Below are 14,131 nucleotides of genomic sequence, written 5' to 3' on the forward strand. Positions count from 1 at the left end.
ACTTTTCGGGATCATGCCCCGACTGGTCAAACCGGCCGGTAAGCGACGGCTTCGACCTCGATCTTGATGTCGATCATCAGCCGCGATTCGACCGTGGTGCGGGCCGGCGGATTTTTCGGGAAGTGCTTGGCGTAGACGGCATTGAAGGCGCCGAAGTCGCGCGCGTCCTCGAGCCAGACCGTGGTCTTGACGACATCGTCCATGGTGCAGCCGGCCAGCGCGAGTGCCGCCTTCACATTCTGCAGCACCTGCTCGGTCTGCTCGGTAATGCCGCCCTTGACCACAATGCGGTCGCCGTCGACCGGCACCTGACCTGAGATGTAGACGAAATCCCCGGCGCGCACGGCCGGCGACAGCGGCACGTGGGATGTTCCAAAACACTCTTTGGGCAAGGGAAACTCCTGTTCAGAATGGCGGGCCGCGCCCCGTTTTCGCCGACCGCTCTACGCCTGTCCCGGTGATCCTCATAGGGGGCTTTTTGGAAAGCAACATTTTTCCAAACGCGTGTTGCTTTATCGCAGGCTCGCCAGCATCTTGCGCGTCGCATTTTCCCGACAGGAGATTTCAATGACCTTCGACAAGAACCCGTTTCCAGAGGGCGATGCGGATCGTCACGCGCTCTGGGAAATGCTGGTGCGGCGCGACATCGACGCCTTTATCGGTCAGGACTGGTCGATGGTCGAGGATGATTTCCTCGCCGACAGCTTCTTCGGCATGCATGCGCATTTCCTCAGCGATGCCGACGCCTGGCGTCTGCAATTCCCGAGCCTTGCCGTCTATCGCGACGAATGGCTGCGCCAGGCCAAGGAGACGGCGGCGGCCAGATTCGCCGAGCCGCTGCGCGAGGCGCTGTTTCGCGTCACCAACATGCGCGACATCGACGTCGATGGCGACCGCGCCGTGCTGCACAAGAAGTTCAACGGCTCGGTGGCCAAGGCCGATGGCAGCGTCGACAAGCTGAAATGGCAGACGCTGTATTTTTGCAGGAAGGTGGCGGGCCACTGGAAAATCGGCGGCTTCGTCGGCTACATGCCACATCCCTTGGGGATCTGAGTCTTGCCGCTCATGCTATTGCCGTCCTTCGCGCACGAAGACGTCCGCTTCCCGGGCTGCGGCTGTAAAAGCTCGGCGCGGCGCCAACCGAACTCACTCGAACTCAAGCGAGTTGAACGGCACAGGTTCGTCCCACAGGGCTAGCGGGAGCGGTGGTCGAACACGACCGCCATGGTCTTACCAATTGCCGCCATGACGACGAGTTCGACGAGATCGTCGTCGCTGTCGACACAGGTTGGATCCATGCGGCGGATGGCGTCGAGCGCCGCTCTAGTCGAGACGGTATCGCCGGCGCGGAATCTGGAAAGCGCAGAGGAAACAAGGTTCTGGGTTGTCACGTCGATGACAGGTACGCTCGGCACTACGTTCATGGCTTCCTCCTGCCAAGAACCCTCTCCCGAAGGAAATAATACGCCGAACGACGGCGTGTGCCAGCGGAATCGTGGTCCGACCAGATTGCCGGGAGGGCACGTTTGCGTGTTTGATAGGGTCGAGCCCACAGCGTCCAGGACCGGATATGAAACTGTACTTCAGCCGCAATCCCAATCCGCGCCTTGCGGTAGCAACGGCACGTCATCTGCAGGCCAAGGTCGAGTGTGAGTTCGCGGCACCCATGGCGCCCCGGCAGGCTGAGCGGTTTCGTCAGCTCAATCCCAATCTTACCCTGCCGATATTGGCATGGACGGGCGGCAGCCTGTGGGAAGCCGACGCCATAGCCTGCCTTCTGTCGCGCGAAGCGGGTTCGGATTTCTGGCGCGGCGGCGGCGACCAACCCGACATGATCCGCTGGCTGAGCTGGGGCAAGGAAAATTTCGTGCGGGCCTGCGACACCGTGCATTTCGAGCGCGGAACCAAGCAGCGCTACGGGATTGGGCCCGTCGACCAGACCAAGGTCGAGGAGGGGCTGGCGGAGTTCCGCATCGCGGCAGCGATTCTCGAGGCGGAGCTCGCCAAGCGGCCATGGCTTGTGGGCAAGTCGCTCTCCTATGCCGATTTCCGCATGGCGACGTTTTTGCCGTTCAACGATCCAGCCGGCCTGCCGCTGGCGGACTATCCCTCTGTTCTGGGTTGGTATCGCCGGCTCGAAGCCATCGATGCCTGGCGCGATCCCTTCGACGGGCTGGACGCGCCGCTTCTGCCGCCGGTCAACTCCGCTTGATGTGCTTCCCTTTGGGCAGATGGGCTGATGTGTGGCGCTTTGGCAGCATAGGTGTGGAACAGCGGGCGAGTTGCCATGGCGCGCTCGACGGCTCGCGGCCGGGTTGATAAGCCCTGTCCGCAAGGAGAGTCGTGACATGACCGTAGCCATCGAGATGGGACAGACGACGGCGGGTGCGCCGGCGGCGCTCGACCTTGAGGAGCTGCTGGCGACCCGGCTTCTGGTGCAAGGCAATTCCGGCTCCGGCAAATCGCACCTTTTGCGCCGGCTCCTGGAGCAGAGCGCGCCCTGGGTGCAGCAGACCATCATCGACCCGGAAGGCGATTTCGTCTCGCTGGGCGACCATTACGGCCATCTGGTCATCGATGCCGAGGAGCATACGGAGCGTGGCCTGCAAGCAGCCGGCGAGCGGGCGCGCATCCACCGCGTCTCCACGGTGCTCAATCTCGAAGGGCTCGATGCCGAGAACCAGATGCGGCGCGCCGCTGCCTTTCTCGGCGGGTTGTTCGAGGTTGCCCGCGAGCATTGGTATCCGATGCTGGTGGTGGTCGACGAAGCGCAGCTGTTCGCGCCCGCCGTGGCCGGCGAAGTGTCCGACGAGGCGCGAAAGCTCTCGCTCGGCGCCATGACCAATTTGATGTGCCGCGGCCGCAAGCGCGGCCTTGCCGGCATCATCGCCACGCAGCGGCTGGCAAAGCTCGCCAAGAATGTCGCGGCGGAGGCGTCCAATTTCCTCATGGGCCGTACCTTCCTCGATATCGACATGGCGCGCGCCGCCGACCTTCTGGGCATGGAACGGCGTCAGGCCGAGGCGTTTCGAGACCTGGAGCGCGGGCACTTCATGGCGTTGGGCCCAGCGCTGTCGCGCCGTCCGCTGGGCGTGCGCATCGGCCAGACCGAGACCAGCCCGCGCAACGGTACGCCGCGGCTGATGGCAATGCCGGAAACAGCGCTTGAAGACGCGCGCGCCATCATCCTGGCGGCGCCGCCGCCCGAGACGATGCGCGCGCCGCGCCGGATGGCGTCGCCGGAGCTGCTCGACCAGCTGATGGCGGCCAAATCGGCGGCGATGGAGATCCGCCCGGAACCTGCGGAACCGGCGGTAAGCGCCGAGGATATGGCCGAGCGGCGAGAGCGGGTGGACCGTGTCCTGCGCGCCATCCTGGCGCAGCCCGATGCGGGTTTCCGCGTCATCGGCGTGCTTTATCAGGAGTTCGTCGTCCGCTGCCGCATCGAAGGCCTCGCTTCGGTGGTGCCGGACCTCTCAGAATTCCGTCGCATGCTGACGCGTGCCCGCGCCGGGCTCGGCGCCGACATGGCAGGCGATGACGCCTGGCAGGACGTTTCCGTGCGCGCCTCGCTGCTGCCCGAGGACATGCAGGGCGTGTTCATGATGATCGCCCGCGCCGCCAAGGAGGGCTGGCCGTGCCCGAGCGACGCGGCGATCGCGCGCGCCTACGGCTCGCATTCGCTGCGCCGCGCCCGGCGGCTGCTCACCTATATCGAGGAGCAGGGCCTCATCGTCTGCCAGCTCGACGGCACCGGCCGCCGCACGGTGACGCTGGTCGAGCTCGCCTGGGCGACGGCGCCGGGCGACCCCAATGCCGCGGAGGCGGAACAGGGCAGCCTGGCGCTCTGAAAGGCGAACAGGCAGCTACCTGACTTGCTTGCGCGGTTCTGAACAAGATGTGTTTCGCCGATCGGCGCGCGACGATTTATGATGGGTTTCCGAGAATCGCAGAACGGTTCGGGCGGGAGGGTTGTCCGGTGCGGTTGAAATCTCTGGCTGTCTTTGTCTTTGGCCTCCTCGCCGTCGCCGGCATCGCCTTGACGATGTCTGCCCGGTCTTTTGCCGCGTCCTCCGATATACCGGCCTGGCTGCAGGCCCACGTCGGCAATGACGACGGCGAGATTTCGCAAGTGGTGCTGGAGCGGGCGCGCGCGCTTTACCTGAAAAAGGTCGCGCAAGGCGCGGTCCACAATGGCTGCTATTTCGCCATGGATGCGACGCGCCCCGGCGATCTCGGCAATGGCGTGCTAGGGCGGCGCTACTACGTCATTTGCGAGGCCAAGCAGTCGTTCAGGGCGATCTCGTCGGGCCATGGCGGCGGCCGCAATTTGAAAGGCGTGGTCGATTTCTCCAACGGCAAACGCTGCGCGAAAAACTTCGGCAATGCCCTGGACTCGTCCTTGACGACCGGTGGCGCCTATATGACCGGCGAGGCAAAGACCTCATTCAAGGGTTTTTACCGCATCGGCGCAAAAAAGGACCAGGCGCTGCTGCGCACCTTCATCCAGTTCGACGGTGAGGGGGAGACGGCGAATGCCAGGCAGCGGGTGATCGGTGGCCACGCGGCGCGGCTGTTGCGCGGCATGTGCCTGCGCAAGAACCCGAACAGCTCCTATGCCGACCATGACGGCTTCGTGCCATACGGCAAGCTGGTGGATTATGCCGGCGGCCGCAGCAATGGCTGCACCAGCTGGTCGCCGTCCGACGCCGACCAGATCATTTCGATGGTGAAGGGCAATCCGACGACGCTCTATATCTACCCGGAATCGCGCGACATCACCGCCGTTGGTAAATCGGGCGCCTATTGGAATGCGTCCTGCCTGAAGGAGATCGGCAAGCCGAAATTCTGGCCGCGAAAGAGCCTTGAGCCGATCATCGCGCAATACGCCAAGGACAACCCGCCACCGCCGCCACAACCGTTGCCGATCTGCACCGGGCCGTGAGGGATGAGTCCTCGGCTCGGCATTGTCGGCGGCGCGGACTGGCTGGGCGGCGCCGCCGATCCGATGGGCTCTACTGATTGATCTCGGGTTCGACGAGCTTTGCCAGATTGCGCAGCGACTCCTGCCAGCCGAGATAGCAGGCTTCGGCCGGAATAACGTCCGGAATGCCGGCCTGCGTGATGTCGAGTTCCGTGCCGACCGACACTTTCTTCAGGAGCACGGTCACTTCGATCTGGCCGGGCAAATTGGGGTCGTCGAACCTGTCGGTGTAGCGCAGGCGCTCGCCGGGAACGAGTTCGAGATATTCGCCGCCGAAGGAATGGCTGCCGCCCGTCGTGAAGTTTCGGAACGACATCTTGAAGGCGCCACCGACTTTCGCGTCGAAGCTGTGTACCGTGCAAGTGAAGCCGTTCGGCGGAAGCCATTTCGCCAGCGCGTCGGCTTCTGTGAATGCGCGGTAGACCTTCTCCGGGCTGGTCGTCAGAACGCGGTGCAAACGTACGGTGCTTGGCATCTCTTCGGTATCCTTTGTGGTTTCGTTGTCCGATGCCCCAAGGACGGGTGAACCTCACCCGGTCCGACATAGCCTGTCAAATTTTCTTGAGCCCTTTGCCCGCGGCCATCCGCCCGCGACTTCGACCGCCGCCTCAGGCAGGCGGTCGTGTCGCGTCAAATTGCATGCATCATTGACAGGTTGCCTAACTTTTCGGCGCGGATCTCACAATTTATTAAAATTTTAAGTCTCTCCTACAAAGTTGTATTAGGATCAGCTTAACACCTTCGGCATTATCTATTAAATGATGGGCGACGATCTCCTTGGTGTACTATAGAATGATTCCCTGGAACGACGGATCAATTTAAGAGTTGATCCGAAATGGTCGCTCGAAGGTTGTCGAACGACCAAGGCAGCACGCGCAAGGAGTGTCGGAATGACCACAGTCCTCAACGCCAAAGGCATTCCACTTCCGTATACCGGCGCTTCCACCCATTGGTTCTCGGCGACTGGAGGCGCGCCTTACCGCTACGGCACCTCGGGCAACGATTCCTTCTGGGGCGACACCAACGTCAAGGTCACCATGTATGGCGGCGCGGGCGACGACTATTACCATCTCTATTCGACGATCAACAAAGCGGTCGAGAACTACGGCGCGGGCGTCGACACGATCGATACCTGGATGAGCTACAAGCTGCCCGCGAATTTCGAGAACCTCGTCGTCACCGGCGACGGCCACTATGCCTTCGGCAATGGTCAGGACAACATCATAACGGGCGGCGCTGGCAGCCAGACGCTGGACGGCGGCAAGGGCAATGACGTGCTGATCGGCGGCGCCGGCGCCGACACCTTCATCATCACCAAGGGCAATGGCAGCGACCTTATCTCCGATTTCGGCGCGACCGACACGGTGCGCCTCAACGGCTATGCCTTCACCTCGTTCGAGGCCGTCCACGCCAATATGGTCCAGGTGGGATCGAACGTGCAGCTGAACCTCGGCTCGAGCGAGGTGCTGGTGTTCCACAACACCACGATCGACAAGTTTCAGCCCGGCCAGTTCGAGCTGCCGATCGACAAGACCGGCATGACGCTGTCTTTCAACGACGATTTCAACACGCTGAGCCTGTGGAACGGCCAGAGCGGCATCTGGGATTCCAATTTCTGGTGGGGGGCGCAGAACGGCAGCTCGCAGCCCCAGAACGGCGAGCTGCAATGGTATATCGACGCCAATTATGCGCCGACCAGCTCGGTCCATCCGTTCAGCGTCGCAAGCGGCGTGCTCACCATAACCGCGGCGCATACGCCCGACGACATCAAGCCGCTGATCAACAATTACGAATACACTTCCGGCATACTGACGACGCACGACACCTTCTCGCAGACCTATGGCTATTTCGAAATGCGGGCCGATCTCCCGGAAAACGCCGGCGCGTGGCCGGCCTTCTGGCTTCTGCCCGAAGACGGTTCATGGCCACCGGAACTCGACGTGATCGAAATGTATGGGCAGAACCCGAATGCGCTTCTCATGACCGCGCACACAAATGAGACGGGAACCCACACCACGGTCGGGTCGACGGTGAATGTCTCCAACACCGACGGCTATCACACCTATGGCCTGTTGTGGACGCCGGACAAGCTGGTCTGGACCTATGATGGCGTCCAGGTCGCGGAAGCGGCGACGCCGTCCGATATGAACAAGCCCATGTATATGCTGGTCGACCTTGCGGTCGGCGGTCAAGCCGGCGCGCCGCCCGACCATCTGGCGACGCCCGCGCAAATGAAGATCGACTATATCCACGCCTATACGCTGAACGATTTGCAGCAGAGCCATCTGAGCACGACAGCCGAGCACGCCGTCTAGATGTCACGGGACCGCGCGCCACTCAGGGATGCGGCCATCGGCCTGCGCCCGGTTTTCCTGCGCGGCATCGCCGATATCGGCATCTTTTCGTTGCTGATCAACATCCTTCTCCTGGTGATCCCGCTCTATTTGCTGCAGGTCTATGACCGGGTGTTGCCGTCCTCCAGCGTCGAGACTCTGCTTTATCTCTCCGTCATGGCGGTGGTCGCGCTCGCCTTCCTCGGCCTGCTGGACGCGGTCCGCGCCATCTACGCGCAGCGTGTTGCGGCCACCGTCGACCAGAAACTGGGCGCGCGGACGTTCGCCGCCTCGCTTGGCGCCAGACATGCCGGCAGCGGGCTGTCGCCGCTGAACGACCTTGCCACTGCTTGCGCCTTCATCAGGTCGCGCGGCGTGGCGGTGTTGTTCGACCTGCCGTTTGCGCCCGTCTTCCTGGCCTTGCTCTATTTCATCCATCCCGTCCTGTTCTGGCTGACGCTCGCCGGCGCCGTGCTGCTGTTTCTCTTGGTCGTGGCCAACCAGCTTGCCATCGGCAGGAACGATGCCATGTCGGCGGAACGCTCGGCGGTGGCCAGCCAGGCGGAACAGGCCTTCGCCCGCAACACCGACACGCTGCGCGCCATGGGCATGGTGCAAAATGCCGCCGCGGTCTGGGGACAACACGTTGCTGAGGCGCTGACCCTGCATGACCGTTCCGGAAGCGCCAATGCGATCTTCAGCGCGACGTCGCGGGCGCTGCGCATGATGCTGCAACTGGCGATCCTCGGCGCCGGCGCGTGGCTGGTGCTACAAGGGCAGATGACCGCCGGCATGATCTTCGCTTCGTCGCTGGTGTCGTCGCGCGCGCTGCAGCCGCTCGACCAGCTGATCGGATCCTGGCGGCAGATCGTCGACGCCAAGCGATGCTGGAAGCGGCTGGACACCGCCCTTGCGGCGCAACCAGCGCAGGGGCGCAAGCTCGCACTGCCCGATCCATTGGGCGCGATTTCGGTGCAGGATCTGTTCTTCATCGCGCCGACTGCGGCTTTCGGCACGGAGCCCATCCTCAAGCGGTTGAATTTTGCCATCGGCGCCGGCGAAGCGGTGGCGATCGTCGGCCCGAGCGGGGCCGGCAAATCGACGCTGGCGAAATTGCTTGTGGGCGCGCTGCAGCCGACCGGCGGCGCGGTCAGGGTCGACGGCGCCGACCTGAGGAGCTGGGACGAAACCCAGCTTGGCAGGCATATCGGCTATCTCGCGCAGGAGGTGGAGCTTTTCCCGGGATCGATCGCGCAAAATGTCGCCCGCTTCGAACCCGACGCCGATGACGCCGCGATCGTCGAAGCGGCCAGGCGCGCCGAGGCGCATGAGCTGATTCTCACGCTGCGCGACGGCTATCAGACCATGATAGGCCCGTCGCATACCGTGCTGTCGGGCGGCGAGCGCCAGCGGATAGGGCTGGCGCGCGCCTTCTACGGCAAGCCACGCATGCTGGTGCTGGACGAGCCCAACGCCCATCTCGACGGCAGTGGGGAGGCGGCGCTCGAAGGGATGCTTTCGGCCGCGCGAAGTGTAAGCGTCACGACAGTCGTCATCACGCATCGCCCTTCGATCGCCGCGGCCTGCGACCGCGTCATGGTCCTGCGCAACGGCATGGTCGAAGCTTTCGGCCCTGCGAGCGAGGTGCTGAGGCAACCGGCGGCCGGCAAGGCCGGGAGCGCGGTGGTGACAGGCTCGTTCGTGCCGACCGTGCGCCCGCACAGCGTCCGCTTCGGGTCATAGACGATGATGCAGCAGAGCCTCGCCTTCGAAGGTCGACCGCGCACCGACTTCCGCCGCATGGCCGTCGTCGGCTACGTGGCCATAGCGCTCTTCGTCGGCTGCTTCGGCTATTGGGCGGCGAACGCGCCGCTCTCCGGCGCGGTGATCACCTCCGGCACGATCTCGGCGACGGGCGGCAACATCCTCATCCAGCACCCCGAGGGCGGTATCATCGAGCAGTTGCTGGTGCATGAAGGCGACCGCGTGCAACAAGGCGAACCGCTGGTCCTGCTCGACCGCAGGGCGGCCGAGACCGACCTCAACCGGCTGACCAGACAGACGATCGCGCTCAGGGCAAGTGCCGCGCGACTTGAGGCCGAGCGCGACGGATCGGACAGGCTGGCGCCGATCGCCGAAGCAGCACCCGCGCCGTTCCAGCGCGATTTCGACAATCTGGTGCACGAACAGCAGAAGGAGTTCGAGGCCAGGCTCGCCCGGTTCCGCTCCGAGCAGTCGATCCTGGCGCAGCGCGTCGCCATGCATCGTGAGTCGGCGCTGGGACTGGAGGCGCAGAAACTCGCCATCCAGCAACAGGCCGAGATCGTGAAGAAGGAACTCGGCATCAAGACCGGCCTGCTCGACAAGGGTCTCACCAACCGCAGCGAATATTCGCAGCTTCTGCGCAGCGAGGCCGATCTGGTCGGCCAGGCCGGCGCGCTGGAGGCGGATATCGCAGCGACCAAGACGCAGATCGTCGAAGCCCAGGCGCAGATCGAGCGGGCGACGACGCAACGCGTAGAGGACGCGCTGACCAAGCTCGACGAGGTCCGCACCAGCCTGGCCGACATCGGCGAACAGATCACCGCAGCCGAGGCGGTGCTGGGGCGCACGACGATCAAGGCGCCGGCAGCCGGCATCGTGGTATCGTCGACCTACAACTCCAAAGGCAGCGTGATTGCGCCGGGGCAGAAGATCATGGAGATCCTGCCGACCGCGTCGGGCCTCATCGTCGACGCGAAGCTGCGGCCGAAGGACGTGGATCTGGTTCGCGTCGGCCAGCCGGCGAAGCTCAGGCTGTCCGCCCTGAACGCGCGCCTCACCCCTGAGGTCCCGGCTACGGTGACGCAAATTTCCGCCGACCGGCTGATCGATGAAACCACGCATGAGGCGTATTTCCGCGCCAGGCTGAAGATCAACGACACGCTGCCGCAGGGCGTGAAAGCCGAGCAGCTTTACCCGGGAACGCCGGTCGAGGCGTTTATCAGTACCGGCGACCGAACCTTCCTCGAATATCTGGCGCGGCCGATGCTGGACTCGTTCGCGCGGGCGTTCACGGAGCGATAGGCGCCAACTCGTCCTCCCAGTTGACGCCGCCGTAGAACACCCTGAGAATCACCACCTGGTCGCCTTCTACGGTGAAGGCCACAGTCAGGCGGCGCTCGAAGCCAACGATGCGAAGCCCCGGCCGCACATCATCCCTTACGGTTCCGCGTTCCGAGGCATAGTCGAGACCCAGGCAAAATCGCTCGATCCGCTCGATGTAGCGAAGGGCGGTGAGGTTGCCGGATGCGTGAGCGACCGTATCGTATATCCATAACAGGTCCGTCTGGGCTTTCCGGCAAAAGGACAACATGCCGGCGCTTCACACGTTCCCCTTGAGGCGAGCTGCGTGATGTGCGCGGATGCTGTCAAAAGACTTGTCGGCCGGGATGGCCTGGGAGGGGTCTGCCTTCCACCTATCATAGGTCGGCGCGACCTCCTCACGCAGCCAGCGCTCCACAGCGGCGTCGCGTTCCTGCAATGCGCGAAGACCGGCGCGGATCACTTCACTGCTGGTCGCGTATGTGCCGGACCGAACGAGCTGGTCGATGAAAGCAGCCTGCTCGGCCGGCAGGCTGAAGGTGCGTTTTTCGGTGGCGGACATGGATCCCTCCTATCAGGTTGGTATGATATTATCATACCAACGGCGAGATCGCACGCCCCAATATAGGCTTAGGGACCGCTCCCCTTGGCGTCGGCAAAGACACCGGACATTCGGTTCGGATGCCTGAGATGGGTCGGCGTGATGCCGGTCTGCTGGCGGAAGACACGGCTGAAATGGCCGGCATTGGGAAAACCGCAGCGGTAGGCGATGTCGCCGATTGCCAAGTCGCTCCCCTCCAGCAGCGACTTGGCCTGATGTACGCGCAGCGCAAGATAGGCGGCCATCGGGCCGATGCCGAGCTCGGCGCCGAACAGCCGCTCAAGCTGGCGCCGGGATAAATGCAACCGGCCCGCGATCTCGGCGACCGACAGCGTCTCCTGGAGATTGCTTTCCATCAGAAGCAGCGCCCGTTTCACCGCTCGGCTCGACGCGGCCGGAAAGAGATCGCCGACGGGCTGCACATCCAGGCTCGAGCGGATGCGGTCGAGCACGAGGGTCTTGGCGGCTTTTTCCGCAGCCTTGCGGCCGATGAACTGCGACACGAAATGGCCGGCAAGGTCCGCCGCACCCGTGCCTCCGGCGCAGGTCGAGCGGCCCCTATCGACGGAAAACAGGCTGTCGGCATGGGCGTTCACATCAGGGAATTGGCTGCGGAAATCCTTGATGTGAAACCAGCTGACGGCAGCACTGTAGCCATCGAGCAGACCGTAGCGCGCGAGCACGAAGCTGCCGGTGCAGAGTGCCGTCAGCGGCACGCCCTTTTCGGCCGCCCGCAACAGGAAGGCCTCCTTTTCGGAGCTGAGGCTGCGGTTGGTGTCGAGCAGGCCGACCACGACGACATTGTCGAACTCCTGCGGATTGCCGATCGCCTTGGTCGGCAGCAACTCGACACCGCAACTCGCCCGGATCGGCAGGCCACGCTCGCCGACGATCTCCCAGTCGAACTCGATCCGGCGGCTGCGGTCGCCTTCATCGCCGGCCAGCCGCAGCGTGTCGATGAACAGCGACAGCGGCGACAGCGTGAAGTCGCGAACCAAGAGAAACGCAAACCGCCTGGCCATTGTTGCTCCGAAACCGTTCCTTCGGGTGGATGGAAGCAATTATCGCGAAAGATGTCGCACAGGCGAGCACGCGGCGCTTTTCAGGAGAAGCCACCGGATGTCGGCGATGAGATTGACGACTTTCTGATGCGCCGTCACTGTATCGCCTTTGGCTTCAACAGGCCGAGACCGCTCGCATCCATAACAATTTGCCGCTATATTGGGTTCATGACAAAAGCACAGACCAAACAGGAGCTGACCGGCAAGTGGGTGGTGCGCGATTCCCGCAGCGGCCGCTACGTTGAAGTGCGCGGTGCTGATTCGATGAAGTCGTCGCAGTTGCCCCTGAAAAAGGGTGTGGACCTTACGAAGCCGATTGCTAATCAAGCCCTCAAAGGCGGCTCTCACCAGGTGCGCAAACCCAGGGATAGTTGATCCTTGCCAGGGGCGCTTCTCGACACGCATACGTTTTATTGGCTGGTAACGGCCGCAGGCACGCTTTCGGAAGAAGCTCTCATCGCAATCGCCGAGAGCCAAACTGCGGGCAAGCTTTATGTTTCCCCAATCACTGCGTGGGAATTGGCGATCGCGTCCCATAAGCCGACGCACAAGAACCCGCCCTATCTCGGCATAGGAACGCCGTCGAAATGGTTTTCCGAGGCAGTTGCAGCAACGGGATCTAAGATCATCCCGATCAAGCAACGTATCGCTTGCGAGGCAGCGACCGTGGTGACCGATACGGGGCATAAGGATCCCGGCGACTGCTACCTGATCGCGACGGCGCGAGTAAGAAAAATTCCGATCATCACCCGCGACACAATCATGCAGGGGCTTGCCTCGCCGGACTATCTACAGGTCATTGTATGTTGAGTTTGCAGCCACAGCACTAAGCGGAGCCCCAACCATGACCCTGACCAATCGCGATATCATCGAGCTGACGGCATGGCGCCGCAAGCTGCACCAGCGGCCTGAAATCTCCAACGAGGAAGAACAGACCGCCAAGGAAGTCGTGAGCTTCCTCGCCGATACAGGGCCGGACAAGGTGCTGACCGGCCTCGGCGGTCATGGCGTGGCGGCGATCTATGACAGCGGCAAGGCAGGGCCTACGGTGCTGTTCCGCTCGGAGATCGATGCGCTGCCGATCGAGGAGCTTTCGGGCGTCGAGCATGCCTCGCAGATGCCGGGAAAATCGCATATGTGCGGCCATGACGGCCACACCGCGATCCTGGCCGCACTTGGCCGCCAGCTCGGGCGCGAAAGGCCGGCCCGCGGCCGCGTCGTCTTGATGTTCCAGCCGGCGGAGGAGACCGGCAATGGTGCGGCCGGCGTCGTCGCCGATCCACGCTTTGGCGAGATCGCGCCGGACTTCGCCTTCTCGCTGCACAATCTGCCGGGCGTGCCGTTCGGCGAAGTGCGGCTCAAGCCCGGCGTCGTCAACTGCGCCTCGCGCGGCATCCGCATCGTGCTGGACGGCAAGACCGCGCATTCCTCCATGCCCGAAACCGGCGTGTCGCCGATGCCGGCGATCAGCCAGCTGATGCCGGCGCTTCCGGCACTCGGGAGCGGCACTTTCGCCGATGACGATTTCAGCATGGTGACCGTCACCCATGCGACCATGGGCGAGGCCGTGTTCGGCATCGCGCCCGGACATGCGGAAGTGTGGGCGACGCTGCGCACAAGGCGTGACGAGCGCATGGCGGAGCTGGTAGCAGCTGCTGAAGCGCTGGCCGCCAGGATAGCGGCCGAGCACCGCCTGTCCGTGCGCTGCAACTATCACGAAATCTTCGTCGCCAGCGTCAATGCGCCGGACGCGGTGAAACATCTCAACCGCGCGCTCGACGAGGAAGGTGTCGCGCGCAGCGAAGAGGCCCTGCCGATGCGCGCTTCGGAAGATTTCGGCATTTTCGGCCACAAGGCGAGCTCAGCCATGTTCTTTCTCGGCGCCGGCGAGCGCCATCCTTCGCTGCACAATCCCGATTATGATTTTCCCGACGATCTGATCCCGATCGGTTCGAAAATCTTCATGCGCACGGCGCGCAACCTGCTGGGGTGAGCGGCCCTGCAAAATCCGCATCCTGAAGCTGCCTTTTTCCCGCTGAAATCGTCTTGTAGTCGCGTCCTACATTAG

General features: G+C 63.3%; 16 protein-coding genes. 10 read left to right on the forward strand and 6 right to left on the reverse strand.

The window, feature by feature from the left end; all coding sequences use genetic code 11:
* Positions 1-26: 26 nt before the first annotated feature.
* Entirely contained in the window at positions 27-392 is a 366-nt protein-coding gene (locus tag NL532_RS08530; RefSeq protein ID WP_023683098.1) for a RidA family protein, read from the reverse strand.
* A gap of 175 nt (positions 393-567) precedes the next feature.
* Between NL532_RS08530 and NL532_RS08535 the strand changes: the two genes are divergently transcribed.
* On the forward strand, positions 568-1,053 hold the full coding sequence (locus NL532_RS08535; protein ID WP_023669704.1) for a hypothetical protein: 486 nt from the start codon (positions 568-570) through the stop codon (positions 1,051-1,053).
* Between the two features lie 140 nt (positions 1,054-1,193).
* On the opposite strand, the gene NL532_RS08540 is transcribed toward NL532_RS08535, so the two are convergent.
* A complete protein-coding gene (locus NL532_RS08540) occupies positions 1,194-1,424 on the reverse strand; it encodes a hypothetical protein (RefSeq protein WP_023669703.1) in 231 nt (76 codons plus the stop codon).
* A gap of 146 nt (positions 1,425-1,570) precedes the next feature.
* Here NL532_RS08540 and NL532_RS08545 point away from each other — a divergent pair, with 146 nt between their 5' ends.
* The 3 genes from NL532_RS08545 to NL532_RS08555 all read left to right on the forward strand — a co-directional run bounded on the left by NL532_RS08545 (position 1,571) and on the right by NL532_RS08555 (position 4,945).
* Positions 1,571-2,212 carry a glutathione S-transferase family protein gene (locus NL532_RS08545; protein ID WP_023707577.1) on the forward strand — a complete coding sequence of 214 codons (642 nt, stop codon included), beginning with the start codon at positions 1,571-1,573 and terminating at the stop codon, positions 2,210-2,212.
* A 136-nt stretch (positions 2,213-2,348) separates the two neighbouring features.
* Positions 2,349-3,851 carry a helicase HerA domain-containing protein gene (locus tag NL532_RS08550; RefSeq protein WP_023691930.1) on the forward strand — a complete coding sequence of 501 codons (1,503 nt, stop codon included), beginning with the start codon at positions 2,349-2,351 and terminating at the stop codon, positions 3,849-3,851.
* 128 nt (positions 3,852-3,979) lie between these two features.
* Positions 3,980-4,945, forward strand: coding sequence for a hypothetical protein (locus tag NL532_RS08555; protein ID WP_023726477.1), 966 nt, complete (start codon positions 3,980-3,982; stop codon positions 4,943-4,945).
* 70 nt (positions 4,946-5,015) lie between these two features.
* Here NL532_RS08555 and NL532_RS08560 read toward each other — a convergent pair whose 3' ends face one another.
* On the reverse strand, positions 5,016-5,459 hold the full coding sequence (locus NL532_RS08560; RefSeq protein WP_023683102.1) for an SRPBCC family protein: 444 nt from the start codon (positions 5,457-5,459) through the stop codon (positions 5,016-5,018).
* Between the two features lie 415 nt (positions 5,460-5,874).
* On the opposite strand from NL532_RS08560, the gene eglC reads away from it, so the two are divergent.
* Genes eglC through NL532_RS08575 form a run of 3 tightly spaced genes read left to right on the forward strand, consistent with a single transcriptional unit; the run spans position 5,875 to position 10,383 of the window.
* A complete protein-coding gene (gene eglC, locus NL532_RS08565; protein ID WP_023733571.1) occupies positions 5,875-7,299 on the forward strand; it encodes an endo-1,3-1,4-beta-glycanase EglC in 1,425 nt (474 codons plus the stop codon).
* A complete protein-coding gene (locus tag NL532_RS08570; RefSeq protein WP_023733570.1) occupies positions 7,300-9,060 on the forward strand; it encodes a type I secretion system permease/ATPase in 1,761 nt (586 codons plus the stop codon).
* A gap of 3 nt (positions 9,061-9,063) precedes the next feature.
* Entirely contained in the window at positions 9,064-10,383 is a 1,320-nt protein-coding gene (locus NL532_RS08575; RefSeq protein WP_023828341.1) for an HlyD family type I secretion periplasmic adaptor subunit, read from the forward strand.
* Here NL532_RS08575 and NL532_RS08580 read toward each other — a convergent pair.
* The 3 genes from NL532_RS08580 to NL532_RS08590 form a co-directional block, all read right to left on the reverse strand.
* On the reverse strand, positions 10,370-10,672 hold the full coding sequence (locus NL532_RS08580; RefSeq protein WP_031196911.1) for a type II toxin-antitoxin system RelE/ParE family toxin: 303 nt from the start codon (positions 10,670-10,672) through the stop codon (positions 10,370-10,372). The two genes, NL532_RS08575 and NL532_RS08580, sit on opposite strands and share 14 nt — an antisense overlap.
* A gap of 9 nt (positions 10,673-10,681) precedes the next feature.
* Complete coding sequence (locus NL532_RS08585; protein WP_023669694.1) at positions 10,682-10,963, reverse strand: type II toxin-antitoxin system ParD family antitoxin; 282 nt, start codon at positions 10,961-10,963, stop codon at positions 10,682-10,684.
* Between the two features lie 68 nt (positions 10,964-11,031).
* The gene (locus NL532_RS08590) at positions 11,032-12,024 is read right to left on the reverse strand and encodes a GlxA family transcriptional regulator (RefSeq protein WP_023683107.1); all 993 of its coding nucleotides are present in this window, start codon (positions 12,022-12,024) and stop codon (positions 11,032-11,034) included.
* Between the two features lie 51 nt (positions 12,025-12,075).
* Between NL532_RS08590 and NL532_RS08595 the strand changes: the two genes are divergently transcribed.
* Genes NL532_RS08595 through NL532_RS08605 form a run of 3 tightly spaced genes read left to right on the forward strand, consistent with a single transcriptional unit; the run spans position 12,076 to position 14,056 of the window.
* On the forward strand, positions 12,076-12,438 hold the full coding sequence (locus tag NL532_RS08595) for a hypothetical protein (RefSeq protein WP_023828342.1): 363 nt from the start codon (positions 12,076-12,078) through the stop codon (positions 12,436-12,438).
* Positions 12,439-12,441: 3 nt separating this feature from the next.
* Positions 12,442-12,873, forward strand: coding sequence for a type II toxin-antitoxin system VapC family toxin (locus tag NL532_RS08600; RefSeq protein WP_023828343.1), 432 nt, complete (start codon positions 12,442-12,444; stop codon positions 12,871-12,873).
* Between the two features lie 34 nt (positions 12,874-12,907).
* Positions 12,908-14,056 (forward strand): amidohydrolase, encoded by a 1,149-nt coding sequence (locus tag NL532_RS08605; RefSeq protein WP_023828344.1) that lies wholly within the window; start codon positions 12,908-12,910, stop codon positions 14,054-14,056.
* The last annotated feature ends 75 nt before the right edge of the window (positions 14,057-14,131 follow it).

Origin of the sequence: Mesorhizobium sp. C120A (assembly GCF_030323105.1) — a bacterium.
In the GTDB taxonomy this organism is placed as follows: domain Bacteria; phylum Pseudomonadota; class Alphaproteobacteria; order Rhizobiales; family Rhizobiaceae; genus Mesorhizobium.

Bases quoted from the DNA above. Each gene is read 5' to 3' on its own strand.
- NL532_RS08535 (WP_023669704.1), top strand. From the start codon at position 568: ATGACCTTCGACAAGAACCCGTTTCCAGAGGGCGATGCGGATCGTCAC.
- NL532_RS08540 (WP_023669703.1), bottom strand. From the start codon at position 1,424: ATGAACGTAGTGCCGAGCGTACCTGTCATCGACGTGACAACCCAGAAC.
- NL532_RS08545 (WP_023707577.1), top strand. From the start codon at position 1,571: ATGAAACTGTACTTCAGCCGCAATCCCAATCCGCGCCTTGCGGTAGCA.
- NL532_RS08550 (WP_023691930.1), top strand. From the start codon at position 2,349: ATGACCGTAGCCATCGAGATGGGACAGACGACGGCGGGTGCGCCGGCG.
- NL532_RS08560 (WP_023683102.1), bottom strand. From the start codon at position 5,459: ATGCCAAGCACCGTACGTTTGCACCGCGTTCTGACGACCAGCCCGGAG.
- eglC (WP_023733571.1), top strand. From the start codon at position 5,875: ATGACCACAGTCCTCAACGCCAAAGGCATTCCACTTCCGTATACCGGC.
- NL532_RS08570 (WP_023733570.1), top strand. From the start codon at position 7,300: ATGTCACGGGACCGCGCGCCACTCAGGGATGCGGCCATCGGCCTGCGC.
- NL532_RS08575 (WP_023828341.1), top strand. From the start codon at position 9,064: ATGATGCAGCAGAGCCTCGCCTTCGAAGGTCGACCGCGCACCGACTTC.
- NL532_RS08580 (WP_031196911.1), bottom strand. From the start codon at position 10,672: ATGTTGTCCTTTTGCCGGAAAGCCCAGACGGACCTGTTATGGATATAC.
- NL532_RS08585 (WP_023669694.1), bottom strand. From the start codon at position 10,963: ATGTCCGCCACCGAAAAACGCACCTTCAGCCTGCCGGCCGAGCAGGCT.
- NL532_RS08590 (WP_023683107.1), bottom strand. From the start codon at position 12,024: ATGGCCAGGCGGTTTGCGTTTCTCTTGGTTCGCGACTTCACGCTGTCG.
- NL532_RS08595 (WP_023828342.1), top strand. From the start codon at position 12,076: ATGTCGCACAGGCGAGCACGCGGCGCTTTTCAGGAGAAGCCACCGGAT.
- NL532_RS08605 (WP_023828344.1), top strand. From the start codon at position 12,908: ATGACCCTGACCAATCGCGATATCATCGAGCTGACGGCATGGCGCCGC.